This is a genomic window from Streptomyces sp. BF23-19, from assembly GCF_041106355.1.
Classification (GTDB): Bacteria; Actinomycetota; Actinomycetes; order Streptomycetales; family Streptomycetaceae; genus Streptomyces; species Streptomyces virginiae_A.
On sequence record NZ_JBGBPT010000102.1, the window covers coordinates 1 to 25,350 of the forward strand.

Consider the following 25,350-nt stretch of genomic DNA (forward strand, 5'->3'; position numbering starts at 1 on the left):
TGTACTCACCCCCGCGACATCCGCTGGGGCTTTCCTCCGGGCTTTCGTTCTGTTCTTGCGTTTCCGACTCTATCAGATCCTTTCGGGCCTGACCCCCAGTCAGCGGGGTTTGCCTTCCGGGCTGTTGGGCCCTTCCGACTCCCGAACTCTAGTGGATTTCCCCGGCGATTCATAATCGGCCTTCGGAAAGAAATTCGGGCATGCCGAATTCGTTCCCGGTGGGAGATCGTGCTGAGTTGGGTGCCGCAACGAGGCGGCGGGATTCGTTGTCGCCAAAACCTTCCGGCTCTGGGACAACTCGAAGAACCTTACGGATCCGCAGGGCTCGTGTCAACCCCGGTGGTCAGCTGGGGGACTGGAGGTCCTCCACGCGGTCCAGCAGGCGCGCGAGCATGTCGCCGAGCACTCCTCGCTCCGCGGTGGAGAGGTCCTGGAGGAGGTCCTCCTCGAAGACCGTGGCCGCGCGCATCGCGTCCAGCCACTTGCTGCGGCCTTCGTCGGTGAGCTCCACGATCACGCGGACCCGGTTGGACTCGTCCCGCTCGCGGGTGACCAGACCTTCCGCCGTCATGCGGTCGATCCGGTGGGTCATCGCCGCCGGCGTGAGGCCCAGCTGCTTCGCCAGTTCGCTCGGGCCCATCCGATAGGGGGCACCGGAGATGACGAGGGCCTTGAGGACCTCCCACTCCGCGTTGCTGATGCCCAGGGCCGCCGTCTGGCGTCCGTACGCGACGTTCATGCGGCGGTTCAGGCGGCTCAGTGCCGAGACGACCTTCTCGACCTGGGGGTCCAGGTCCTGGAACTCGCGCTGATAGACGGCGATCTGTTCGTCGAGGCTCGGCTCGTGGACGGGCGCAGTGCCGTCGGGGGTGTCACCCATGGGTCGAAGTATCGCACGAGCTCGTTGGCATCTAACTCCTTCGGTGTGTACTGTTAAGGCTTGAAGTTTAGGTATGAAGTCTTCAGGCTTCAGGTCTCAAAGGCAGGTGAGAAGTGACCAAGGTGATGGGCGCTGCGATGCGGCGGATCCAGGCCGGGAACGCGCTGACCGCGTTCGGCATCGGCTTCACGGTTCCGTTCCTCTACATCTATGTGGCGCAGGTGCGAGATCTGGGTTCCATGGCCGCCACGAGCGCCTTCGTGGCCTTCGCCCTGGGCGCTCTCGTCGCGCTGCCCTTCACCGGTCGGGTCATCGACCGACGTGGTCCGGTGCCCGTGGTCATCGGGGCGGCCGTCACCGCCTCGGTCGGGGCGCTCTCGCTCGGGCTCTCCACCGGCATCACGGCGATCCTGTTCTCCGCCCTGGCGCTCGGCGCCGGGCAGGCCGTGATGCAGCCGGCTCTGGCCACGATGATCGTGTGGTGCTCCACGCCGTCCACCCGGACCCGTGCCTTCGCCCTGCAGTTCTTCATGCAGAACCTGGGCCTGGGCATCGGTGGGCTGCTCGGCGGTCAGATCGTCGACGAGAGCCGGCCCGGCAGCTTCACCCTGCTGTTCGGCATCGAGGCCGTGATGTTCCTGGTGCTGGCGGGCGTCATCCTCAGCGTGCGGCTGCCGCAGGTGCCGACCATCAAGGACGCCATGCCGAAGGACCCGTCCCAGGCGGGCGGCAGCGGCTGGAAGCGGCTGCTCCGGCACAAGGCCATGGTGCAGCTGTGCGTGCTGGGCTTCGTGGTGTTCTTCGCCTGCTACGGACAGTTCGAGTCGGGTCTGGCCGCCTTCGGTACCGAGGCCGCTGGGATCTCCCCCTCCACCCTCGGTTTCGCGCTCGCGGCCAACACCGGTGCGATCGTCGTCGCGCAGTTCGTCGTCCTCAAGCTGGTCGAGAAGCGCCGCCGGTCGCGGGTGATCGCGCTCGTCGGGCTGATCTGGACCGTGGCGTGGGTCATCGCCGGGTTCTCGGGTCTGGGGCACGGCAGCGCCATGATGGCCGCCGCCGCGTTCATCAGCACGTACGCGCTCTTCGGCATCGGCGAGGCCATGCTGTCGCCGACCCTGGCGCCGCTGGTGGCCGACCTGGCGCCCGAGGGCTCCGTGGGCCAGTACAACTCGGCCTTCGCGCTGGTCAAGCAGATGGCGCTGGCGCTGGGACCGCTCGGGGTGCCGCTCGGTGCGGGGGTTCCGATGCTCTACATCGGGGTCTTCGTGCTCGTGTCGCTCGGGATCGCCGCGCTCGCGCTGCGGCTCGGCAGGCGGCTGAGTCCGATGCAGGACAACCCGTGGGTGGCGAGCAGGGTCGTCGCGCAGGGTGGTCCGGTCGTGGCGGCCCAGGACGTCGTGGCCCGGGGTGCGACGGGCAAGGACGTCGCCGTCGAGCCCGTTCACGTGTGAGCACGTAGGAAGCGGATGGCCGTACGTATATATGTACGGCTGCGCGGAAGGCCCCGGTCCGGGTGGATCGGGGCCTTCCTGTTGTTCGGCTACTTGTCCGGCAGGGCGAACTCGCACCAGACGGCCTTGCCGCCGCCCGGGGTGCGGCGGGAGCCCCAGGCGGAGGCGATGGTCGCGATGATCGAGATGCCGCGGCCGGTCTCGTCGGCCGGTTCGGCGCGGCGGCGGCGCGGGAGGTGGTCGTCCCCGTCGGTGACCTCGATGATCAGCCGGCGGTCGGTGCGGCGCAGCCGTAGCCGCATGGGCGGGGTGCCGTGCTGGAGGGAGTTCGCGACGAGCTCGCTGGCGGCGAGCACGCCGAGGTCGCAGAGCTCGACGGGGAACCGCCAGGAGGCGAGGACGCCCTGGGCGAAGGCGCGGGCGCGCGGGGCCGCCTCGATGCCGCCGAGGAGTTCCAGGGCGGCGTTGTGGAAGAGCTCGGCGTCCGATCCCGTGCGGGCGGGCTGCTGGAGGACCATCACGGCGACGTCGTCGTCATGGTCGGCGTCCACGCCGAGGGCGCGCATGAGGCGGTCGCAGATGACGGCCGGGGTGCCCTGGGCGCCGGAGAGGGCGCGTTCGAGGGCGGCGACGCCCTCGTCGATGTCCTCGCCGCGGCGTTCGACCAGGCCGTCGGTGTAGAGGACGGCGGTGGAGCCGGGGCCGAGCGCGATGGTGCCCGAGGTGTGCAGCCAGCCGCCGGTGCCGAGCGGTGGGCCGGTGGGGTCGGCGGCTCTGCGTACGGTGCCGTCCTCGTCGCGGACGAGGATCGGGAGGTGGCCCGCGGAGGCGTACGCGAGCAGGCCCTCGTTGGGGTCGTGGACGGCGTAGACGCAGGTGGCGATCTGGCTGGCGTCGATCTCGGCGGCGAGGCCGTCGAGGAGCTGGAGCACCTCGTGCGGGGGCAGGTCGAGGCGGGCGTAGGCGCGGACGGCGGTGCGCAGCTGGCCCATGACGGCGGCGGCGCGCACGCCGCGGCCCATGACGTCGCCGATGACGAGGGCGGTGCGGCCGGCGCCGAGGGTGATGACGTCGTACCAGTCGCCGCCGACGGCGGCCTCGGTGCCGCCGGGCTGGTAGGTGGCGGCGACGCGCAGGTCGTCGGGCTGTTCGAGCTCCTGGGGGAGGAGGGAGCGCTGGAGGGTGACGGCGGCCTCGCGCTGGCGGCGTTCGCTGGCGCGGAGGCGCTCGACGGCTTCGGCGTGGTCGGTGACGTCGGCGAGGTGGATCAGGACCCCGGTGTGGTGGGGGTCGGGCACGCCGTCGGTGTCGGACTCGGGGAACTCGACGGGGGTGCACGTGACCGTGTACGAGCTGCCGCCGCCCGGTGCGGTGCGGTTCTTGGCGGTACGGGACTTGCCGCTGCGCTGGACCTGGTCGAGGAGCGGGAGGAGGCCGAGCTCGCCGAGTTCGGGGAGCGCCTCGTGCGCGGGGGCGCCGGGGGTGCGGGATCCGAAGCCGGCGGTATAGGCGTCGTTGACGTAGGCGACGCGGTGCTCGGGGCCGTGGACGAGGGCGACCAGGGCCGGGAGCCGGCCGAGGACCTCGCGTACGGAGAGCTCGTCGAGGGAGGGCACGGCGGTGAGGACGCCCGTACCCCGGGGCGGGGACGTGGCCGGGGACGGGGACGTGCCGGTGCCGACGCCACTGCCGCTTCCGGTCCCGGAGACCGTGGGGTCGGCCGGGTGGCCGTCGGCGGGCGTGGACCGCTCGGCTCCGGGGTCGGCGCGGCCGCCGCGGGCTGCCGGGACCGCGCCTTCACCTCGCTTGGCCTGGGCGGCGGCGTGTTCGGACCGGGCGGCGGCGCGGCGCTGCGTTCCGGGAAACCGGGCGCTCCAGCGCGTGAAGTTCACTGCGTTCAAGCCTCGTGGTGTCGCGAGTGGTCGCTGTGTCGCTCGTGGGCGGTCGCTGACTGGACGATGTCACTCTGTGCAGGGGTGAGCGCACCTATGGTCACACGTCCAGTGTGGCCGACCGCACTGACAACGTCAGCCCTGGCCGTTCTGCGGGGGGTTGGAGGCGGGGGGTGGAGGAGGGGGCTTGGGGCCGCCGCCTGCGGCCAGTTCGAATTCTGCCCTGGGGTGTTCGAGGGAACCCAGGGAGACGATCTCACGCTTGAAGAGGCCCGCGAGGGTCCATTCGGCAAGGACGCGCATTTTGCGGTTGAAGCTGGGGACGCGGCTGAGGTGGTAGGCGCGGTGCATGAACCAGGCCGGGTAGGCCTTGAGCTTGCGGCCGTAGATGTGGGCGACGCCCCGGTGCAGGCCGAGCGAGGCGACCGAGCCCGCGTACTTGTGCGCGTACTCGGTCAGGACCTCGTCGCGCAGGGCGGCGAGGAGGTTGTCGGCGAGGACCTTGGCCTGGCGGACGGCGTGCTGGGCGTTGGGGGCGCATTCGCGGCCCTTCTCGTCCGCGGTGATGTCGGGGACGGCGGCGGCGTCGCCCGCGGCCCAGGCGTGCTCGACTCCTTCGACGGTGAGGAAGGAGGTGCAGGCCAGGCGGCCGCGTTCGTTCTTGGGGAGGTCGGAGGCGGCCAGGATGGGGTGCGGTTTGACGCCTGCGGTCCATACGACGGTGCGGGTGGGGAAGCGGGCGCCGTCGCTGAGGACGGCGACGCGGTTCTCGCAGGATTCGAGCCGGGTCTCCAGGCGTACGTCGATGTTGCGGCGGCGTAGTTCGCGGACCGTGTAGACGCCCATCTCGGGGCCGACCTCGGGGAGGATCCGGTCGCTGGCTTCGACGAGGACCCATTTCATGTCCTCGGGCTTGATGTTGTGGTAGTACCGCGAGGCGTAGCGGGCCATGTCCTCCAGTTCGCCGAGGGCTTCGACGCCCGCGAAGCCGCCGCCGACGAAGACGAAGGTGAGGGCGGCGTCGCGGAGGGCGGGATCGCGGGTGGAGGAGGCGATGTCCATCTGTTCGATGACGTGGTTGCGCAGCCCGATGGCCTCTTCGACCGTCTTGAACCCGATGCCGTAGTCGGCGAGTCCGGGGACGGGGAGGGTGCGGGAGATGGAGCCCGGGGCGAGGACGAGTTCGTCGTACTCCATCTCGATGGGGCCGGTGCCTTCGTCGGCGGTGGCGAGGGTGCTGACGGTCACGGTCCGTTTGGCGTGATCGATGCGCTCGGCCTCGCCGATGACGATGCGGCACTTGCCGAGGACGCGGCGCAGCGGGACGACGACATGGCGGGGAGAGATCGCGCCCGCGGCCGCTTCGGGGAGGAAGGGCTGATACGTCATGTAGGGCTCGGCGCTGACCACCGTGACCTCGGCTTCGCCGGCTCTCAGCTTTCGCTGGAGGCGGAGCGCCGTATACATGCCGACGTAGCCGCCGCCGACGATCAGGATGCGCGTACGGGGCGGGGTACCGGGGGCCGTGCCCCGGGAGTTAGCAGCCTTCACCATCCCATGACGCATCGTGGCCGGGAGTTTGTCCACAGGTCCGGCAAATTGTGTGACCGGAGTGAGTGCTGGGGCGGGGTGCAAGAGGACGTCAGCTTGTGGCGAAAATCTGCAGGTCAGGGCATGCAGAATGTGACATTCCGGAGGCACGGAACGGAAAAGTGGGGGTGAATGCTCCGATCGGGCGGTGCTCCGTCCGGGGCTGCCTCTTCTGAATTGACTCTGGCTCAACTATGTTCGTATCTCGTCGAGGAGTAGGACCGGGCCCGAGACCGTGGCCCCCTCGACGTGAAGGCGGGGAGTGTCTCCGGGGGGAGACAAATGATTACCGGGGGATACATATGAACATTTCCGATTTCCATGGTTCTGCGACCGCGCTCTCGGTCGAGAGCAACGGGCGCGGTCTGACGGGCGGCACCACGCACGGTGTAGGCCGGTCCACGCCGCTGCGCGTCGATGCCCAGCGCAACCTGGAGCACGTCCTGCGGGCGGCTCGTGAGGTCTTCGGCGAGCTGGGCTACGGGGCTCCGATGGAGGACGTGGCTCGCCGCGCCCGGGTCGGTGTCGGCACCGTGTACCGACGCTTCCCGAGCAAGGACGTCCTGGTACGGCGCATAGCCGAGGAGGAGACCGCCCGACTGACCGAGCAGGCCAAGGCCGCGCTGGGCCAGGAGGAGGAGCCGTGGCAGGCACTGTCACGTTTCCTGCGCACCTCCGTGGCCTCGGGTGCCGGGCGGCTGCTGCCGCCGCAGGTCCTGCGGGTCGGCTCGGCCGTCGAGGACGAGGCCGAGGAGGTGGAGGCCGCCCGGGTTCCGCACCAGCGGCAGGCCGTGCCGGCCGCCGGGGCTCCCGACCTGCGGGTCGTGGGCACGCGCGGTTCCGTCGAGAACGAGCCCTCGGAGGACGCGGGTGCGGGTGCGCTGCTGGAGGTCGTCGGCCGGCTGGTGCACCGGGCGCGGGAAGCCGGTGAACTGCGCGCCGATGTCACGGTGGCCGATGTGCTGCTGGTGATAGCGACGGCGGCGCCCGCGCTGCCGGACCCGGCGCAGCAGGCGGCGGCCTCGACGCGGCTGCTCGACATCCTGCTCGAAGGGCTGCGGTCCCGGACGGTGTGACCTCGGCGGGTGCCGGTGAGGGCCCGGTAGGACGATTCGCCGGGATGTGCCCGGACGGGTGGATGGCGCGCAGAGGGGTTCGGCGCCCGTCCCCCGTGTGACACGCTTGCCCGGTGTACCGGTTGAGTGTGTCGTGCGGGAGTCTCCGCGATGAGCGTTGACGGTCGGGAAGAGCCACGCGGTGGCGGCGGCAGCGAGGTGGAGGCGGGCAGTTCGCCCGCCCGACAGGTGCCGGCCCAGCGCGACCCGGGCGGGCGGCACGCACGCCCCCCGGGCTCTTCCGGACCCGGAGGCACCGGGGGCGAGCTGCCGCCGTCCGACGGGGACTTGATCGCCCGGATGCGGGGCGGTGACGACGGTGCGTACGAGGAGCTGTTCCGTCGGCACGCCGATTCCGTGCGCCGCTACGCGCGGTCCTGTTGCCGGGACGCGCACACCGCCGACGACCTGACCGCCGAGGTGTTCGCGCGGACCCTGCAGGCGGTACGGGGTGGGGCCGGGCCGGACCAGTCGGTGCGGGCCTATCTGCTGACCACCGTGCGCAGGGTTGCCGCGGCCTGGGCGAAGACCGCCAAGCGGGAACAACTCGTCGAGGACTTCGCCGTCTTCGCCGAGCAGGCCTCCACGGGTACGGAGGGCGGGGCCGCCGCGCTGTCCGGGCTCTCCGGGTTCTCCGGGGACGACACGCTCGAACTGGGCGCGGACGTGAGGGCGATGCACGAGGCCGAGCGGTCGCTGGCCGTGCGGGCCTTTCGCAGCCTGCCCGAGCGGTGGCAGGCCGTGCTGTGGCACACCACCGTCGAGGAGGCGTCGCCGAGTGCGATCGCCCCGCTGTTCGGGCTGAGCGCCAACGCCACCGCCGTGCTGGCCAGTCGGGCCCGAGAGGGGCTCAAGCAGGCGTATCTGCAGGCCCATGTGAGTTCGGCGCTGAGCGAGGGCGGCGACTGCGCGCGGTACGCGGACCGGCTGGGCGCCTATGCGCGGGGCGGGCTGCGGATGCGGGCGGAGCGGGGGCTGCGCACGCACCTGGAGGAGTGCGTGAAGTGCCGGCTGGCCGCCGGGGAGCTCCAGGATGTCAACGCGGGCATTCCTGCGCTGCTGCCGGTCGCGGTCATCGGGTGGTTCGCCGCCGGGTACGCGGGCAAGGCCGCCGGGGTGCTGGCCGGTGGAGCCGTCGCCGCGGGCGGGGCCGGGGCGGCCGCTGCCGTCGCCGGCGGGTCGACCGCGGGGGCCGGGACGGCCGGGGCCACGGGCGGCGCCGCCGGGGTCGGTGCCGGGAGTGGCGCTGCCGGGGCCGGCAGCGGAGCCGGGGGTTCCGTGGCCGCGGAAGGGCTCGGACTGCCGGCCAAGGCGGCCATCGCCGCCGGGATCGCGGTGGCCGCGGCCGCCGGGGTGGTGTTCGCGCTGGCCGGGGACGACACCGAGCCGCGGGCCCGGGCGAATGCCGCGCCCAGTGTGGCGGCTCCCGCCGTGCCGTCGGTGCCGAAGGCTCCCGCGCCGTCCCCTGCCCCTGTCGAGCCGGATCCGCCCGCGCAGGAACCGCCGGCCGCGCAGGGCACCGTAGCCCCGCGGCCCGGACCGACGCCCTCCGCGGCGGCCTCCGCCGTTCCCGCCCCGACGCCCTCCGCGTCCCCGTCGCCTTCCGCCGGCCGGGAGAAGGCCTCGCCCACGCCGTCGCCGCAGCGGCCCTCGCCGAAGCCGACACCGCCGCCGGCCCCGAAGCCGCCGCGGGGGTTCCAGCTGGCCGGACTCGCCCACTCGGTCCACGGCGACCACAGCGGCCCGGAGGTACAGACCTGGCGCAGCGGCTGGGTGTGGCAGCGCCACGGGCTGGAGGTGGGCGGCCGACGCTTCGCGCACGGCATCACCGTCAACTCGCGTTCCTCGGTGGAGATCACCCTCAACCGGCAGTGCACGACCTTCTCGGCGCAGGCGGGGGTGGACGGCCTGTCGCTGTTCACGGACGGCGCGGTGCGGTTCTCCGTATACGCCGACGGGGAGCGGTTGTGGCAGTCCGCCGCTCTCGGGCACGAGGAACCGCCCGCGGCCGTGCAGGTCCCCCTCACGGGGCGCAAGACACTGCGGCTGATGGTGGAGAGGGCCGGGCCGGGCAGCCTGCCGACGCTGGCGAGCTGGGCGGACGCGGTGCTCAGCTGCCGCTGAACACCGCGGTCAGCGTCGCCGCGAAGGCGCCCGGCGTGAGGGTCGCGCCGGCCTCCTCCTCGCGGCGGTGACCTTCCGGGCCGAGCAGGGCGCGGGTCCGCTCCAAGAGGCCGTCCACGACGCCGCTCTCCGGAACCGAGCGCGGATGGCCCGCACGCCAGGCGGTGGCCGCCGCGAGGGCCCGTACCGCCTCGGCCGGCCGGTCGGCGTCGGCCAGCAGCACGGCCGCCGCCTCGGCCATGCCCGCCAGGATGCGCTCGGCGCAGCGGGCGTCGACGGCGACGGCGAGCGCGGGCCCGATCCGGGTCAGACCGACCAACGGGCCCTGTTCGCGGCCGGCGAGGACGGCGTCGATGGTGGCCAGCCCGGCGGTGAGCTGGGCGGGAACGGTGAACCGATCGGCCTCGGCGCGGGCCCGGTCGCACTCCTCGCGCGCCCGAACGGTGTCGCCGCGCTGCAGGGCGACGAGGGCGCACAGGAGTCGGGCGAAGGTGTTGACGTCGTACACCCCGCCGTACCGGTCGGATTCCTTCTCGGCCTCCGCCAGCAGTTGCTCGGCGTCGTCGAGGTCCCCCGCGCAGTAGGCGGCCTCGGCGATCCGGGCGATGGCGAAGGGCGCCTCGACGCTCGCCCCGACCTCACGGGCGAGGCGCAGGCACTCCTCGTACTCGACGCGGGCGTCGGCGTACCGGCCGCGCGAAAGGGCGACCTCCCCGGCGGCGCTCGCCACCTGGGCGCGGGTCCAGCGGTCGCCGACGCGCTGGGAGATCTCGTGCAGCTCGACGAGGTCGGCGTCGACGTCGGGCAGGCCGCCGGTGACGTCGATGGCGACGTGGGCGCGGAGCATCAGGACGATGCCGAGTTCCCACTCACCCGCGTGCACGCGGCAGTTGGCGACGGACCGGTCGAGGTCGGTGTGGAAGTCGTGGGAGGTGCCGGTGAGGAAGGTCGTCGCGGGCCAGAGCATTCCGGGGAAGCGGGTGGTCTCCGGGGAGCCCTGCCGGAAGGTCTCCTTGATGCGGGTGGCCAGGTCCCGGTATTCGGAGGTGCGGAACTTCTCGGCGGAGTTGCTCTCGGCGAGCAGGAACATGTCGAGGACGAGCAGGCGCATGAAGCGCCAGTACTCGGCAGTGCCCTCCGGGGGGACCTCGGGGGTGAGGGCGAGGGTCCGGGTGGTCCACTCGGCGCCCTCGGCGCGGTAGTTGCGCAGCCACCAGAACCAGCCGAGGGCGAAGACGAGGCGCTGGCCGGCCTCGGCGTCGGCGGTCTCGACGACGGTGCTGTGGAGGGCGGCCCGGAGGTTGTCGAGCTCGGTCTCGACGCGCCGGATCCAGGGGAGCTGGGCGGCGGAGCGGATCAGGGGCTCAGCCTCCTCGGCGAAGGCGAGGTAGTGGGCGGCGTGGCGGCGGGCGGTGGCCCGGGCGTCGGCGGGGTGGGCGGCGGCGCGCTCGGCGGCGTACTCGTGGATGGTCTCGAGCATGCGGTAGCGCATGCCAGGGCCGCCTGGGCCGTCGTGGTCGCCGTGGTCCTGGTCCGGTTCGGCCAGGACCAGGGACTTGTCGACGAGGGAGCCGAGGACGTCGGCGGCGTCGTAGGAGGCGGGGTCGGACGGGTCGGCGCAGACGGCCTCGGCGGCGGCGAGGTCGCAGCCGCCGGCGAAGACGGAGAGCCGGCGCAGGGCTGTGCGTTCGGCCTCGTCGAGCAGGTCCCAGGACCAGTCGACGACGGCGCGCAGGGTCTGCTGGCGGGGCAGGACGGTACGGGCGCCACCGGTCAGGAGCCGGAAGCGGTCGTCGAGACGGTCGGCGATCTGGCGCGTGGTGAGCAGCCGCAACCGGGCGGCGGCCAGCTCGATGGCCAGCGGCAACCCGTCGAGGCGGGCGCAGATCTCGGCGACGGCGGCCGGGTCGTCGGTGGGGCTGAAGCCGGGGCGAGCCGAGGCCCCGCGGTCGGCGAAGAGCTGGTGGGCGGGGTCGGGCGGCAGGGGCTCGACGGGGCGGACCGTCTCCCCCGGGACACCGAGGGGTTCGCGGCTGGTGGCCAGGATCCGGACGCCGGGGCAGTGCGTGAGGAGCCGCTCGGCGAGCTCGGCGGCGGCGCCGATGACGTGCTCGCAGTTGTCGAGGACGAGCAGCAGGCGGCGGTGGGCGCAGTGTTCGACGAGACGGGTGGTGGGGTCGGCGGCGGCCGGGGTGGGGGTCTCGCGGGCGACGAGGGAGCTCTCTCGTAGGCCGAGGGCGCTGAGGACGGCGCCGGGAACGGCGGCGGGCTGGTCCAGCCGGGCGAGTTCGACGATCCAGCCGGCTTCGGGGTGGGCCGCGGCGGCGTGTTCGGCGAGGCGGGTCTTACCGGAACCGCCGGGGCCGGTGAGGGTGATGAGGCGCAGGCGGGCCAGGTCGCCGCGGAGGGCGGCCAGTTCGGGTTCGCGGCCGACGAACGAGGTCAGCCGGGGCCGGAGATTCCCGCGGGGGGCCTCGGCTGCCTCGGGGGCGCCGGGGACGCCGGGGACGCCGGGGACGCCGGGGGCCTCGTCGGCGTCGGCGGTGTCGTTGGCGTCGGAGAGCTCGGGCCGGGGCTGCGGGGGCCGGGGCTGCGGCCGGAGGAGCTCCGCGTGCAGGGCGGCGAGTTCGGGGCCCGGATCGGTGCCGAGGCCGTCGGCGAGGGCGCGGCGCGTGCGCTCGTACACGGCGAGGGCCTCGGCCGGGCGGCCGGCGGCGCGCAGGGCACGGAGCTGCTGCGCGCGAAGCGACTCGTCGTACGGGGACTCCTGGACCAGCATCTCTATCTCGGGCAGGAGTGCCGCCGGAGCGGTGGCGCCGCAGCGCAGGTCGGCCTCGATGCGCTGGCGGAGGGCGCCGGAGCGGCGCGCCTCGGCGACGGCCGCATGGGCGGCGCGGGCGGGCTCGGGCAGGTCGGCGAAGGCGGGTCCGCGCCAGAGGGCGAGGGCGGTGCGCAGGGTGCGGGAGGCGGCGGCCGGGTCGGTGGCCAGTTCCTGGCCGCCCTGGACCGCCAGCCGGTCGAAACGGTGCAGGTCGATGTCGTCGCGGGCGGCGGCCAGGAGGTAGCCGCCGGTGGGAACGGAGAGGACGGCGTCCCGGCCGCCGAGGGCGCGGCGCAGCCGGGCGACGAGGGCCTGGAGGGCGGCGGGGGCGTCGTGGGGCGGGTCGTCGCCCCAGACGTCGTCGACGAGTTCGGCGACGGAGGCCGGGCGGCCGGCCCGGAGGGCGAGGGCGGCGAGGAGCGCGCGCAAGCGGGCGCCGCCCATGGGGAGAGGGACGCCGGTCTCGTCGCGCGCCTCCGTGACGCCGAGGATGAGATACCGCACCGGGCAATTCTGCACGGCTTGTCGGGGTGGCGTGGCGCCCGGCCGTACCTCAGGTGATCGAGGTGTCCCCGTTGGCCTCCAGGAGCGTGCGCAGGGCCTGGGCCATCGTGGCGCAGGTGGCGGGGTCCAGCGGGGCGAGCAGCTCCGCGTAGCCGCGCAGATGCTCGGTGATCATCGACTGCGTCAGCGCGAGGCTCTGTTCGGTCAGCCGGATCCGCACGGTGCGGCGGTCCTGACCGTCCCGCACCCGCTCGACCAGTCCTTTGGCCTCCATGCGGTCGATGCGGTTGGTGATCGCGCCGGAGGTGACCATGGCGGCCGGGATGAGGGCGCCGGCGGTCAGCGCGTACGGGGGGCCGGAGCGGCAGAGGGTGAAGAGGATGTCGAGCTCGCCCACCTCCAGGTCGTGCTCGGCCGCGAAGGCCTTCTGCTGCTTGTCGATGACGCGGGTCATCCGCTGGATGCGGGCCACCACCTCCACCGGCCACAGGCCTGCCACCAGATCGGGGCGCTCCGCCGTCCACTGGCCGACGATCGCGTCCACTGCGTCGCTCATGCGCTGTCCTCCATCGCTCGCGTCCCTCAGTCCCTCAGTCCCTGGCGCCAACAAGATATCTCAACGTTGAGACACTTGACGTTGAGAGGGTGTGGATGATTTTATCTCAACGTTGAGATTCTTAGCCTTGAGATGAATTGAACGGGGCGCCACGCATGACCACGACCACAGCCACAGCCACGACCACAGCCACGGCCACAGCCACGGCCACAGCCACGACGACTCTTTCCGCCTCCGCCTCCGCCATCGACCCGGTCGCCACGAGAGCGCGCGCCGCGTCCCGCCCCCGGCTCGGCCCCGTTCCCGTCATATGGCTGGCACTGCTGGCCACCCCCCTGGCCGCCGGGGCCAACGCCCCCGTCCTGATCCTTCCGGACATGGCCCGCTCCCTCGGGGTGAGCGGCTCGACCGCCACCTGGCTCGTCGCCTCCTACGCCTGGGCCATGGCCGTCGGCACGCCGCTGCTGGCCGGACTGCTGCGCCGCCGGGGCCTGCGGGCAGCGCTCCGCGTGGCCGGCACCCTCCTCGTCGGCGGCACCCTCCTCGTCGCCGCGTCCCCCTGGCTGCCGCTCACCCTCACCGGGCGGGCCGCGCAGGCCGCCGGCGGCGCGGGCCTCGCGGCGGTCGCCATGAGCCTGGCCGGCTCGGCCCGCCGGATGGGCGTGATCAGCGCCGGCTTCGGCGTCCTCGGCGCGTCCGGCCCGCTCCTCGGCGCACAGCTCGCACACACCGTCTCGTGGCGCCTCTCGCTCTCCGTCTCCGTGATCGCGGTCCTGGCGGTACCCATGGTGAGCCGGTACGCGACCACCCCGGCAGCCCCGACGACCCCGACGACCCCGGCGGCCTCGGAGACGACACCCCGAGACCGGTTCGACTTCCGCGGCGCGGCGCTGCTGACGGCCTTCGCCACCGCCCTGGTCCTGCTGCCCCACGCGCCGGCCGCCGCCCTCGGCTCCTCGGCCGTCGCCGCCACACTGCTCGCGCTCCACGTCCGCCGGCGGCCCGACGGATTCGTCCCGGCCGCGCTGATCCGCAAGCCGCTCTTCCTCGGCTCCGCGCTGCTCGCGCTCGCGCTCTCGGGCTCGTACTTCACCCTGCTGTTCTCGGTGCCCCGGCTGCTCACCGACCGGGCCGGCTGGGACTCCGGCACCGCGGGCACCGGTCAGCTCGTGGCCCTGCTCACCGGATCCGCGCTCTCCTGGCTGCTGGCCGCGGCATCCGCCCGCATGAGCCGGGCGGCCGTCCGCTCGGTGCTCGTCGGGGTCGGCGCGGCGGCCGCGGCGATCGCGGTGTTCGCGAGCTGGGGCCCGTTGCTGCTGGTCGCCACCGCGGGCGGGACCTTCGCGGCGACCGGGGCCAACGCGGTGCTGTCGATGCACGCCGCGTCGAGCACCCCCGATCCCCAGCGCCCCACGGCCATCGGCCTGTTCGCCCTCTGCTACCAGCTGGGCGGGGCCTTCGGCCCGGCGATCGCGACCGCTCTGGTGCTCGCCGCCTGAGCCGGAACCGAAGCCGGAGGCTGAGCCGGAGCCGGAGCAGCAACCGTCAGGACAGCGCCGGGCGGTGCACGGGGACTCCCTCGGGCACCGCCCGGCGCCGCGCCGCGGAGGTACCCGTCCAGCAGGTGCCGCGCCGGGCCAGCAGGCGGTGGAGCCACAGCTCCATCGAGACCAGTTCGGCCAGCCCGTCCAGTGGGACCGGGTGCCCCTCCGCCGCGTCGAGCAGGGCCTGGCGCACGACCCGGGCCTCGATCAGCCCGGCGTCCGCGAGCAACGGCGACTCGAACAGGTCCAGCAGGCCGTTCAGGGCGGCGCGCAGCCCCAGCCGGGTCGCCGTCTCGTTCGGCTCGCGGTCGGTGGCACCCCAGCCCGGCGGGAACTCGCGCACCCCCGCCGAGGACAGGACGCTGCGCAGGATCGCGGCCCGGGCGCCGGGCTGGACCCGCAGGGACTCGGGCAGGGCGCGGGCGGCCCGTACGACCTGGTTGTCCAGGAAGGGGGCGTGCAACCGCTGGCTGCGGACCTCCACGGCCTGCTCGAAGACCCGGTGGTCGGCGGCGTGGCGGGCGAGCAGCGAGCGGGCGCGGGCCTCCCCCGGCCGCAGCGACAGCGGCGGGCGGCCGGCCGCGACCGTCAGACGGATCGATACTTCCGCCAGTGCCTCCCCCGTGAGCCAGCCCGCCGCCGGTCCCGGACGGGACCAGGTCAGGGCGGCGAGGGAAGCGTCCACCGGACCGGAGGATCTCTCGGTGACCCCGCCCTCGCGGAGCCGGGCCGCAGCGGCCTCCATGCCCGCGCGGTACGACGTACGGGCAAGTCTTCGGGCCGCCGAGTACACGGTGAGCGGCACCAGCAGGGACTCCCCGGAGGCTCCGGAGGCGGAGGCCGAGCGGGCCAGCGCCGCCACCGGGCGCAGCAGGTGCCGCCGCCGGCGGTCCATCAGGAGGTCCGCCATGCGGGCCGGGTGGGCGTCGAGGACCTGGCGGGCGCCGTGGCCGGTGAAGTGGTCGGCCGAGCCGGCCGCCAGTCGGCGCCGCTCGCGGGCGGCGAAGACCAGCGAGGGGCCGGGTTCGTCGGTCAGCGGGCCGTCGAGTTCGGCGTACGGGAGGGCCTCCGCGGCGGCGGCCACCACGACGTGGTGCAGGCGCGGGTCAGCCGCGATGGCCCTGGCCCGTTCCAGCTCGGCCTCGCGCCCCTGCGGGGTCGCCAGGTCGTTGAAGGTGACGGCCAGCAGCCGCGCCCCGGCGGGACTCAGCAGGGTGCCCGGCGCCCCCGGCAGACCGGCCGCCAGCAGCGCCAGCGTGGCGGAGGCGCTGCCGCCGGAGAGGTCGGCGCCCACCCCGGGAGCCGGGGCGCCACGGGCGGCACGCCGATCGGCGGGGCCCATTCCGGGCACGGGGCCGGGATCGTACGGCGGCACGATGTCGGGAGCATGCCGCGGAGCCGTGAGCCGGGCGCGCACGGCATCCACCAACGCTTCCCGTACGCCCTCCACCGCCCGCTCGGCATCGGCCTCGGGGGCCGCCACGGCGAGCGAGGCGACCTGCTCGTAGCCGGTGATCTCGCGGGAGCCCTCCCGCAGGATCAGCGCGTGCCCGGGCGGGATCCGCCGGACCCCGGCGTACGGTGTGCCGTCGCCCAGCGCCTCGGGACTGTCCGGGCAAGCCAGCAGGGCGGCGAGATGGCCGATGTCGAGCTGCGCCTCGATGAGGTCGGCGAGCGGGAGGGCGGCGGTGGCGTACGCCGTGCCGCTCGCCCAGGGGGTGTAGAAGACGGGCCGGGCGCCCGCGAGGTCGCCGACGACGGTGATGCGGCGGCCGGCCTGGACGACGGCGGTGTAGCTGCCGGACCACTGGGTGAGGTGGCGCAGCGCGCCGCCGCGGGCGGCGTAGAGGGCGCGGCGCAGTTCGGCGTCGGTCGCGCCGCAGCAGCCGAGGACCGCGAGCCGGGTGAAGGGGTCGGCGGGATCGGCGGTGACCGTGCGGATCTCGTCGGGGCGCCAGTCGCCGACGGCCCAGAGGGGGTCGGGGTCTCCCCAGAGCAGTTGTGCGCCGACGGGGTGGACGGTGCGTTCCGCGTCCGCGCCCGGGTCGTCCGGATGGGCGGCGTCCGCGAGGCCGCCGCGCAGGGGCGCACCGCCGTCGCCGTATCCGCCGTGGCCGTATCCGCCCTGGCCGGAGGCCTGGCCGGAGCTCTGGCCGGAGACCCTTCCGGCCGTGCCGAAGCTCGCGGCGATACTGCTCCAACCCACCAACCAGCGCACCGCCGCCTCCCCAGCCCGTGGGCACATGACCGGGGCACAGGCAGCACGGACAGCGCTGAGGGCGCGGCCGCGGGACCCCGGGTGGCTCGGGGTCCATGCTGCCACGGGACAGGCGTGCGAGAGTGGTTAAAGGGGGCGCACACGCAAACGAACACGCCCCGGCAACTCGGTATTTGGCGTTCCGTTCCCACCGCCCCATAGGTCGCTTTCAGCCATTCTTCGGCCGCCTGAAGAGCCGTCACGGGCCGCCGGCGCCCGATGCGGGGGCGCGGCCCGGGGGGCGCAATCCACCCCCCGGACCGTTCCGCCACCCGCGGGGATTGAGGCAGCGGCATCCCCCGACCCGCCCGGTCAGGCGGCGGGCCGACCCACGCACCGCACATCGAATCGCCGGGTCCGGGGACCGGCCAGAGCGCACGGGCGGGCGCACGGCCACACGGGCGGAGCACGCGCTGACACGTGCGCCCCGGCGCCGGGTCCGGGGCGGACTGTGCAAACGGACAACAATCCCGCCATACGGAAGTAAGGGCCTTAACGCTTGGGAGGCGGGGAACTACGCTGGGTTTACGAAATGCCGGGCGCCTATGCCCCGGCGGCGTCTGCGTTCCGCGTGTGACGAGGGGTGGCGCATGTCCAGGGAGCTCCGCGAGCCCAATGAGAAGCTCGGCGCCGTCCTCGCCCTCGCGGGCATCAGCAACGCCGGGCTGGCCCGGCGGGTCAACGACCTCGGCGCACAGCGCGGCCTGACGCTTCGGTACGACAAGACGTCGGTGGCCCGGTGGGTGTCGAAGGGGATGGTGCCGCAGGGCGCCGCCCCGCACCTGATCGCCGCCGCGATCGGCGCGAAGCTGGGCCGGCCGGTGCCGTTGCACGAGATCGGGCTGGCGGACGCGGACCCCGCGCCCGAGGTCGGGTTGGCCTTCCCGCGCGACGTGGGCGCGGCGGTGCGCTCGGCCACCGACCTGTACCGGCTCGACCTCGCCGGGCGGCGGGGCGGTGGCGGGATCTGGCAGTCGCTCGCGGGCTCGTTCTCCGTGGCGGCGTACGCGACGCCCGCCTCGCGCTGGCTGATATCTCCCGCCGACAGCTCGGTGGCCCGGGAGCCGGCGGGCAGCCGGGCCCCGCACCTCACGCCCGGCTCGACGGCCCCCGCCTCGCCGATGCCCGGCGCGACGGCAACCGGCCCGACGGCAGCCGACACCCCGGCAACCGATGCCCCGACGACCGGTGCCCCGACCGCCGACGGCGCGGCGACCGACGGCCCGACCGCCGGCAGCTCCGCGGCGCTCGACCCCGCGGCGCGGCATTCCATGGTCCAGAGCCCCGTATCAGCGACCCCCTCGGCTCACGACGTACCGGCGCGCGAGGCGACGGCACCAGGTCCCCGGTCCTCCCCGGACGGCCGCACGACCGGCCCCATGACAGGTCTGGCAGGCCCGATGACGGGACCGGCGACAGGCCCGCCGTCCACCGTTGTGCCCGCCCAGCCCGGACCCGAAACGCCACGCGACCACGGCCAGCGCGTGGGCCACAGCGATGTGTCGAAGCTGCGCGAGGCCGCCGAGGACGCGCGCCGCTGGGACTCCAAGTACGGCGGCGGGGACTGGCGTTCGTCGATGGTGCCCGAGTGCCTGCGGGTGGATGCTGCGCCGCTGCTGCTCGGCTCCTACACGGACGAGGTGGGCCGCGCGCTGTTCGGCGCGACCGCCGAACTGACCCGGCTGGCCGGGTGGATGGCCTTCGACACCGGTCAGCAGGAAGCGGCCCAGCGCTACTACATCCAGGCGCTCCGGCTCGCCCGCGCGGCCGCGGACGTACCGCTCGGCGGCTACGTGCTGGCCTCGATGTCGCTGCAGGCGACCTACCGGGACTTCCCCGACGAGGGGGTGGACCTCGCGCAGGCGGCCGTCGAGCGCAACCGGGGTCTCGCCACCGCCCGCACCATGAGCTTCTTCCGGCTGGTCGAGGCGCGGGCGCACGCGAAGGCGGGCGATTCGACGGCCGCCGGAGCGGCGCTGCGGGCGGCGGAGGGCTGGCTGGAGCGGTCCCGGGAGGGCGATCCGGATCCGACCTGGCTGGGTTTCTACTCGTACGACCGTTTCGCGGCCGATGCCGCGGAATGCTACCGGGACCTGAAACTGCCCCGGCAGGTACGGCGGTTCACCGAGCAGGCCCTGTCGCGGCCCACCGAGGAGTACGTACGGTCGCACGGACTGCGGCTGGTGGTGAGCGCGGTCGCCGAGCTGGAGTCGGGCAATCTCGACGCGGCGTGCGCGGCGGGCACCCGGGCGGTGGAGGTGGCGGGCAGGATCTCCTCGGCGCGGACGACCGAATACGTACGGGACCTGCTGCACCGCCTGGAACCGTACGGGGACGAGCCGCGGGTGGCAGAGCTGCGGGAGCGGGCCCGGCCGCTGTTGGTGGCGCCGGCGTAGGACCTGTCTTCCGGGGGCCGCGTGGCCGGGTTGTCGGTGCCGGGGTGCAGTATGCAGGGGTGGGAGGTGTCAGCGTGGGTGGCGGCGTGGACTGCGATGTGCTGGTGATCGGCGGCGGAATCGTCGGCCTGTCGACGGCGCATGCTTTGTCGCGCCTGGCTCCGGGGACCAGGGTCGTGGTCCTGGAGAAGGAGTCGGGTCCGGCCCGGCACCAGACGGGCCGCAACAGCGGGGTGATCCACAGCGGGATCTACTACCGCCCGGGTTCCCTGAAGGCGCGCTTCGCGGTGAGCGGGGCCGCCGAGATGGTCAAGTTCTGCGCGGAGCACGGCATCGCGCACGAGGTGACGGGCAAGCTGATCGTCGCCACGGAGCGGGAAGAGCTGCCGCGGCTGCACGCGCTGGTCCAGCGCGGCCGGGAGAACGGCATTCCGGTGCGCGAGCTCGGCCCGGCGCAGATCACGGAGTACGAGCCGGAGGTGCGGGGGCTCGCCGCGATCCATGTCGGCAGCACCGGGATCGTCGACTACGGCCGGGTGAGCGCCCAGCTCGCGGAGTCCTCGGGCGCGGAGATCGTCTACGGCGGCGCCGTGGACCTGATCTCCCGGCGCGCGTCGGCCGTGGCCGTGCGCACCACGTCCGGCCTGGTGGTCAGGGCGCGGGTGCTGGTGAACTGCGCGGGCCTCCAGTGCGACCGGATCGCCCGCCTCGCCGGAGACGACCCGGGCATGCGGATCATCCCCTTCCGCGGCGAGTACTACGACCTGGCGCGGCCGGACCTGGTCCGGGGCCTGGTCTACCCGGTGCCCGACCCGGCGTTCCCCTTCCTCGGGGTGCACCTGACCCGGGGCATCGGCGGGGGCGTCCACGTCGGACCCAATGCCGTGCCCGCGCTGGCCCGTGAGGGGTACGGCTGGTCGACGGTGCGGCCCCGGGACATCGCGGACGAGCTGGCCTGGCCGGGATCCTGGCGGATGGCGGCACGGCACTGGCGGTACGGGACGGGCGAGATCCACCGCTCGCTGTCGAAGCAGGCCTTCACCCGGGCGGTACGGCGCCTGCTGCCGGCCGTCACCGCCGACGATCTGCACCCCGCCGCGGCCGGGGTCCGCGCCCAGGCCGTGCTGCGCGACGGCACCCTGGTGGACGACTTCCTGATCCGTGACGCCCCGCGCACGGTCCACGTCCTCAACGCCCCCTCGCCCGCCGCGACCGCGTCCCTGCCGATCGGCCGGGAGATCGCCACCCGCGCCCTGCGAACCCTCGGCTCGGCCTGAGCAGCGCTTCGGGCAGGGTGCGGGAGCCGTTCGCGCGGCGACTCCCGCACCCCCCGTCGTAGAATCAGCGCATTGTGTCTGAGTCCCTGAATCCCCAGTCGCCCCGCCTCCCGGACGCCGCGCCGGAGACGAACTCGTACGTGCCGCCCAAGTGGCGCACCGAGCCCCGCTTCCCCGACGGGCCCGCGCCGGACCCGGCCGGCTCGCACCACGAGCGGCGGATCCGGAGCTTCCAGCCCCGGCGCAGCCGGGTCACCACCGGCCAGGGCGAGGCCTTGAAGCGCCTGTGGGGCACCTGGGGCCTGGACATCGACGGCCACGAGGTCATCGACCTCGACGCTCTCTTCGGCGGGCTCCCCGTCGTCCTGGAGATCGGCTTCGGCATGGGCGAGGCCACGGCCCAGATGGCCGCCGAGGACCCCGGCACCGGGATCCTCGCCGCCGATGTGCACACCCCCGGGCAGGGCAACCTGCTCGCCCTCGCCGAGCGCGGCGGCATGACCAACATCCGGGTGGCCAACGGCGACGCGATCATCCTGCTCCGCGAGATGCTGCCGCCCGACTCCCTGGCCGGGATGCGCGTGTACTTCCCGGACCCGTGGCCCAAGGCCCGCCACCACAAGCGCCGGCTGATCCAGCCCGACTTCCTCACGCTGGCCGCGACCCGCCTGGCGCCCGGGGCCGTACTGCACTGCGCGACCGACTGGGAGCCGTACGCCGAGCAGATGCTCGAAGTGCTCACCGCGCACCCGGACTTCGAGAACACGCAGCCCGACGGCGGTTTCTCCCCGCGCCCCGCCTTCCGGCCGCTGACCCGCTTCGAGGGCCAGGGCCTCGACAAGGGCCACCTCGTACACGACTTGCTCTTCCGTCGCACGGAGAACTGACAAGGTCACCGCGCGTGTCAGAGCGGCTCGCTAGGGTCATGGTGTGTACCGAGCGCTCCACCTCGTACTCCCACGTCCGTCCGGCACGGTCCGCACCTGCGTGCTCCTCGCCCTGCTCGCCGCGACCGGGATCGCCATCCTCGAACTCGTGCGGGAACAGACCGGCACCTCCGGCTTCTTCGTCGGTCTCGGTCTGGCCCTGCTGCCGGTGGCGCCGCTCATGGCGGCCTTCCGGTGGCTGGGCCGGGCCGCGCCCGCGCCCTGGTCGCAGCTGCTGTTCTGCTTCGGCTGGGGGGCCTGCACCGCGGCCCTGATCGCGATACTGGCCAACAACTTCGCCACCGAGTGGATAGCCGCGGCCACCACCGACGCCTCCGCGGCCGATCACCTCGGCTCGGTGGCCATCGCCCCGGTGGTGGAGGAGACCGCCAAGGCGGCCGCCCTGCTGCTGGTGTTCACGTTCCGAAGACGGCATTTCAACGGACCCGCCGACGGGTTCGTGGTGGCCGGCTTCACCGCCACCGGGTTCGCCTTCACCGAGAACATCCTCTACCTGGGCAACGCCTTCGTGGAGGACCTGGCCGACCGCAGCGGCGCGCTGGAATCGGTGACGGCGGCGACCTTCTTCGTCCGGATAGTGCTGTCGCCGTTCGCGCACCCGCTGTTCACCGTGCTCACCGGTCTGGGCTTCGGAGTGGCCGCCCTCGGTGCCCGCCGTGCGCGCAGGATCTGGCCGCCGCTGCTCGGCCTGGCGCTGGCCATGGGCATGCACGCGCTGTGGAACGGTTCCTCGCAGTTCGGGGAGCACGGGTTCTACGTGGTGTACAGCTGCGTGATGGTCCCGGTGTTCGGGCTGCTGGTGTGGCTGGCCGTGCGGATAAGGCGGGACCGGCTGCGGGCCGTCGAGGACGAGCTCGCGCTGTACGCGGCCGCGGGCTGGCTCGGCCGGGCCGAGGTCCCGGCCCTGGCTTCGATGCCGGCCCGCTCGCTGGCCCGCGCCCTGGCCCGGCACAGCGGGGGCCGGGCCGCCGGACGCACGGTCGCCCGCTACGAGGCGGACGCGGCCGCCTTGGCCCTGCTACGGCACCGGGCGCGGCGCGGCGGCCCCGTACGGGAGCGGGATTTCGCGCGCCGGGAGCGGGAGTTGCTGCACCGGCTCTGGCGGTCCCGGGCGACGGCGGGTCCCGCGCTGGCCCGGGCGGCGGTCATGGAGGAGCTGATTCCGCCGTGGTTCGACCCCCTGGCCCCGGCGGCCGCGCGGGCGGACGTACCCGGGCCGCGTCGGACGGACGACGACGACCACGACCACAACAACGACCGCGGCGCGCCGGACCCGAACCCGGCCCCCGGGTCTCAGACGTTCAGGCCCTTGGAGTTCAGCCACGCCAACGGGTCCTGCGTCGACCCGCCCTTGCGTACTTCCAGGTGGAGATGAGGTCCGGTGACGTTGCCGGTGGCGCCGACGCGGCCGATGGTCTCGCCGGCGCCGACCGTGCCGGAGGTCACCGACATCGAGGAGAGGTGGCAGTACCAGATCTCCGTGCCGTCCGGGAGCTCCAGCACGATCCGGTAGCCGTACGCACCGGACCAGCCGGCTGAGGTGATCTTCCCGGCGGCCACGGCCTTGGCCGGGGTCCCGGTCGGGGCCGCGAAGTCGAGGCCGGTGTGGTGGCCCGAGGACCACATGGAGCCGGAGTCGCCGTAGTGCGAGGTGAGGGTGTAGGCGGAGGTGGGCAGGGAGTAGCTGCCGGCCGGCTGGGCGAGGCGCTCCTGCTCGGCCTTGGCCGCCGCCGCTTCCGCGGCCTTCGCCTCGGCCTCCTCCTTGGCCTTCGCCTCGGCCTGCGTCCTGGCCTCCTCGGCGGCCTTGCGGGCCTCCTCCAGCTTCTGCTTGGCCTCCTCCGCGGCTGCCTGCTGCGCGGCCAGCTCGGCGTCCGCCCGGGCCTTGGCCTCGGCGGCGTCCTGCTGGAACTCGGCCTGCTGGAGGATGCGGTTGCGCAGGACCTCGCCCGCGTCCGCGCCCTGGGCGGACTGCTGCGCGATGATCCCGGTCCGCCCGCCCGTCGCGGCCGCCGATCCGGAACCGCCGTCCTCCTGCTGGGCCTTGTCCCCGGTCATCATGTCGGGGAGGGCCGGCAGGGATATCGCGACCTGGGGCCGGTCCTGCGCGGTGGCGATGCCGCCGGCGCCGACCGCCGCGATGACGCCGACACCGAGCACGGTGGAGCTGCGGGCAAGTCCCCCGCGCTGCTTGGCGACCCGATGCTTGCCGCGGACCGGGCGCACCGAATCCTCGGTGGGATTCCACTCGCCCCAGGCACCCGCGGTGGGCGGCTGCTCCTGGATCTCGATGCCTTCAGGGGCAGGCAAGTTGGAGGCCACCGGGGCACACTCCTCATTGACGCGCAGAGACGCGCGCGCGCACGGTGCCGTCTCTTGCGACGGCTGGGACGACCGCGCTGCGTTATCGAAAGGTAATAGACGTAGGGGAGTGATTCCAAGCTTCTCCGCTTGATCGTTCCCACCAATCAGCCACGCACTGACCGGCTTTGGCCACACCTTTCTACAGCAAACCCACCTTAATCAGGCCAAAAATCAAGCGACTCCCTTATCACTTCAGCCACAGGCCTGAAATGACGACCCGTCAATCTCCTTGCGGAAAGCACTCGCTCGATCACGGAACGTCACATCACGTCGCCGCGCGGCACCACCGGCACGGTCCGCCGCCGCTCCGGCTCCCGCTCCCCCGGCCGACCCACCGCCAGCAGCGCCATGTCGTCCGTCGCCCCGCCGCCCGTATGCCGGCGCACGTCACTGCTGAGCGCGCTGAGCAGCGCCTGCGGACCGGGGAAGATCCGCCCACGCAACCGGGCCGCCGGATCGTAGAACTGTCCCGCGCCGTCCCGGGCCTCGGTCAGCCCGTCCGTGTAGAGCAGCAGGGTGGTCCCCGCCGGAAAGGCCCACTCCTGCGCCAGGTCCGGCCGGCCGCCCAGCTCCCCCAGGCCGAGCGGCAGGGCCGGCTCCGCCGGGGCGAGGACCGCCAGCTCCCCGTCCCCGTGCAGCAGCAGCGGCTCGGGGTGGCCCCGGTTGAGCAGCCGCAGCGCGCCCGCTCCCGGCGGGATCTCCCCGAGCACGCACGTCGTGAACCCCTCCACCGCGTCCAGACTGTCGCGCCGCGTGCCCTCGCGGGCCAGCGCCCGCTCCAGCCGCTGCGCCAGCGCCTCCAGCGTGGGCTCGGTCTCCGCCGCCTCCCGGAACGCCCCGAGGACCACCGCGACGGCCTCCACCGCCCCCAGCCCCTTGCCCCGTACGTCACCCACCGCCAACCGCACCCCGTACGGGGTCTCCTGGACCGCGTACAGATCGCCGCCGATGAAGGCGTCCGCCTGCGCGGCCTCGTACCAGGCGGAGACGTGCAGCCCCCCGATGCGCTCGGCGGGTTTCGGCAGTACCGCCCGCTGCGCGGCCTCGGCGATCCCGCGCGCCGAGGCGAGCCGCTCACCGCTGCGCCGCACCATCCGGTTGATCAGGAGCGCCAACCCGGCGACGGTCAGTACGGTCACCAGCTCGGTCAGCGCCTCGACCTTCCAGCTGGTGCCGTTGAGGATGTGCAGCACCAACACCCCGCACACGGCCAGAGCGCCGGTCAGGGCCGTGGCCCACAGGGTGAACAGCGGGGCGGCGATCAGAGGGGCCGCGGTGAAGAACGGGGACCCGGTGAAACTGGGCGGGGTCAGCACGTCGAAGACCATCCCGACGGCGATCAGCACGCCCGGCAGCAGCCGGACCACGCGACGCGTCACACCGTTCCCGGTGACGCTCCCGCCCGTGCGCCCAGCCCCGTTGCCCCGCCGGCCCAGCCCCACCACGCTGCTCTCCCGCCGCCCGGTCCATCACGCGGGTCCGGGCCCGCTGCCTGATCGCCCCTCAAGGCTGGCGGCAGGAGCATCCCTACGGCGACCTGACGGCGGCCGGACGGGTGACGAGGCGCGAGAAGGCGCAAGAAGGGGGACCGGCGGGACCGGAACACGACGAAGGCCCGGTTCCTGGTGAGGAACC

At 73.7% G+C, this 25,350-nt stretch carries 16 protein-coding genes; 8 read left to right on the forward strand and 8 right to left on the reverse strand.

The genetic code is table 11. The annotated features are described in order from the left end of the window. Window positions 1-343: 343 nt before the first annotated feature. A complete protein-coding gene (locus tag AB8A24_RS37595; protein ID WP_030774675.1) occupies window positions 344-880 on the reverse strand; it encodes a MarR family winged helix-turn-helix transcriptional regulator in 537 nt (178 codons plus the stop codon). A 125-nt stretch (window positions 881-1,005) separates the two neighbouring features. Here AB8A24_RS37595 and AB8A24_RS37600 point away from each other — a divergent pair, with 125 nt between their 5' ends. Continuing rightward, window positions 1,006-2,331: an MFS transporter gene (locus tag AB8A24_RS37600; protein WP_369478742.1), complete on the forward strand. Its 1,326-nt coding sequence runs from the start codon at window positions 1,006-1,008 to the stop codon at window positions 2,329-2,331. Between the two features lie 89 nt (window positions 2,332-2,420). Here the strand turns inward: AB8A24_RS37600 and AB8A24_RS37605 are convergent, their stop codons facing one another. Both AB8A24_RS37605 and AB8A24_RS37610 read right to left on the reverse strand, forming a co-directional pair. Continuing rightward, window positions 2,421-4,223 (reverse strand): SpoIIE family protein phosphatase, encoded by a 1,803-nt coding sequence (locus AB8A24_RS37605; RefSeq protein WP_369478743.1) that lies wholly within the window; start codon window positions 4,221-4,223, stop codon window positions 2,421-2,423. A gap of 135 nt (window positions 4,224-4,358) precedes the next feature. After that, window positions 4,359-5,777, reverse strand: coding sequence for an NAD(P)/FAD-dependent oxidoreductase (locus tag AB8A24_RS37610; protein WP_266383583.1), 1,419 nt, complete (start codon window positions 5,775-5,777; stop codon window positions 4,359-4,361). A gap of 338 nt (window positions 5,778-6,115) precedes the next feature. Here AB8A24_RS37610 and AB8A24_RS37615 point away from each other — a divergent pair, with 338 nt between their 5' ends. Together AB8A24_RS37615 and AB8A24_RS37620 are read left to right on the forward strand one after the other, a co-directional pair. Further along, a complete protein-coding gene (locus tag AB8A24_RS37615) occupies window positions 6,116-6,889 on the forward strand; it encodes a helix-turn-helix domain-containing protein (RefSeq protein ID WP_328962683.1) in 774 nt (257 codons plus the stop codon). Between the two features lie 150 nt (window positions 6,890-7,039). Continuing rightward, window positions 7,040-9,052, forward strand: coding sequence for a sigma-70 family RNA polymerase sigma factor (locus tag AB8A24_RS37620; RefSeq protein ID WP_369478735.1), 2,013 nt, complete (start codon window positions 7,040-7,042; stop codon window positions 9,050-9,052). Here AB8A24_RS37620 and AB8A24_RS37625 read toward each other — a convergent pair. Both AB8A24_RS37625 and AB8A24_RS37630 read right to left on the reverse strand, forming a co-directional pair. Continuing rightward, a complete protein-coding gene (locus tag AB8A24_RS37625) occupies window positions 9,039-12,377 on the reverse strand; it encodes a BTAD domain-containing putative transcriptional regulator (protein ID WP_369478736.1) in 3,339 nt (1,112 codons plus the stop codon). The genes AB8A24_RS37620 and AB8A24_RS37625 overlap by 14 nt on opposite strands. A 49-nt stretch (window positions 12,378-12,426) precedes the next feature. Next, window positions 12,427-12,933, reverse strand: coding sequence for a MarR family transcriptional regulator (locus AB8A24_RS37630; protein WP_328962680.1), 507 nt, complete (start codon window positions 12,931-12,933; stop codon window positions 12,427-12,429). 155 nt (window positions 12,934-13,088) lie between these two features. Between AB8A24_RS37630 and AB8A24_RS37635 the strand changes: the two genes are divergently transcribed. Beyond that, window positions 13,089-14,432: an MFS transporter gene (locus AB8A24_RS37635; RefSeq protein ID WP_369478737.1), complete on the forward strand. Its 1,344-nt coding sequence runs from the start codon at window positions 13,089-13,091 to the stop codon at window positions 14,430-14,432. Between the two features lie 46 nt (window positions 14,433-14,478). On the opposite strand, the gene AB8A24_RS37640 is transcribed toward AB8A24_RS37635, so the two are convergent. Beyond that, window positions 14,479-16,695: an asparagine synthase-related protein gene (locus tag AB8A24_RS37640; RefSeq protein WP_369478738.1), complete on the reverse strand. Its 2,217-nt coding sequence runs from the start codon at window positions 16,693-16,695 to the stop codon at window positions 14,479-14,481. A gap of 629 nt (window positions 16,696-17,324) precedes the next feature. On the opposite strand from AB8A24_RS37640, the gene AB8A24_RS37645 reads away from it, so the two are divergent. The 4 genes from AB8A24_RS37645 to AB8A24_RS37660 all read left to right on the forward strand — a co-directional run bounded on the left by AB8A24_RS37645 (window position 17,325) and on the right by AB8A24_RS37660 (window position 22,729). Next, complete coding sequence (locus AB8A24_RS37645) at window positions 17,325-19,130, forward strand: sporulation protein (protein ID WP_369478739.1); 1,806 nt, start codon at window positions 17,325-17,327, stop codon at window positions 19,128-19,130. 44 nt (window positions 19,131-19,174) lie between these two features. After that, on the forward strand, window positions 19,175-20,407 hold the full coding sequence (gene lhgO, locus AB8A24_RS37650) for an L-2-hydroxyglutarate oxidase (protein WP_328962676.1): 1,233 nt from the start codon (window positions 19,175-19,177) through the stop codon (window positions 20,405-20,407). Window positions 20,408-20,547: 140 nt separating this feature from the next. Further along, the gene (gene trmB / locus AB8A24_RS37655) at window positions 20,548-21,294 is read left to right on the forward strand and encodes a tRNA (guanosine(46)-N7)-methyltransferase TrmB (RefSeq protein ID WP_369478744.1); all 747 of its coding nucleotides are present in this window, start codon (window positions 20,548-20,550) and stop codon (window positions 21,292-21,294) included. A 100-nt stretch (window positions 21,295-21,394) separates the two neighbouring features. Continuing rightward, on the forward strand, window positions 21,395-22,729 hold the full coding sequence (locus AB8A24_RS37660) for a PrsW family intramembrane metalloprotease (protein WP_369478745.1): 1,335 nt from the start codon (window positions 21,395-21,397) through the stop codon (window positions 22,727-22,729). On the opposite strand, the gene AB8A24_RS37665 is transcribed toward AB8A24_RS37660, so the two are convergent. Both AB8A24_RS37665 and AB8A24_RS37670 read right to left on the reverse strand, forming a co-directional pair. Then, window positions 22,648-23,661 (reverse strand): M23 family metallopeptidase, encoded by a 1,014-nt coding sequence (locus tag AB8A24_RS37665; RefSeq protein ID WP_369478746.1) that lies wholly within the window; start codon window positions 23,659-23,661, stop codon window positions 22,648-22,650. The genes AB8A24_RS37660 and AB8A24_RS37665 overlap by 82 nt on opposite strands. 314 nt (window positions 23,662-23,975) lie before the next feature. After that, on the reverse strand, window positions 23,976-25,043 hold the full coding sequence (locus tag AB8A24_RS37670) for a PP2C family protein-serine/threonine phosphatase (protein WP_328965922.1): 1,068 nt from the start codon (window positions 25,041-25,043) through the stop codon (window positions 23,976-23,978). Window positions 25,044-25,350: the final 307 nt, after the last annotated feature.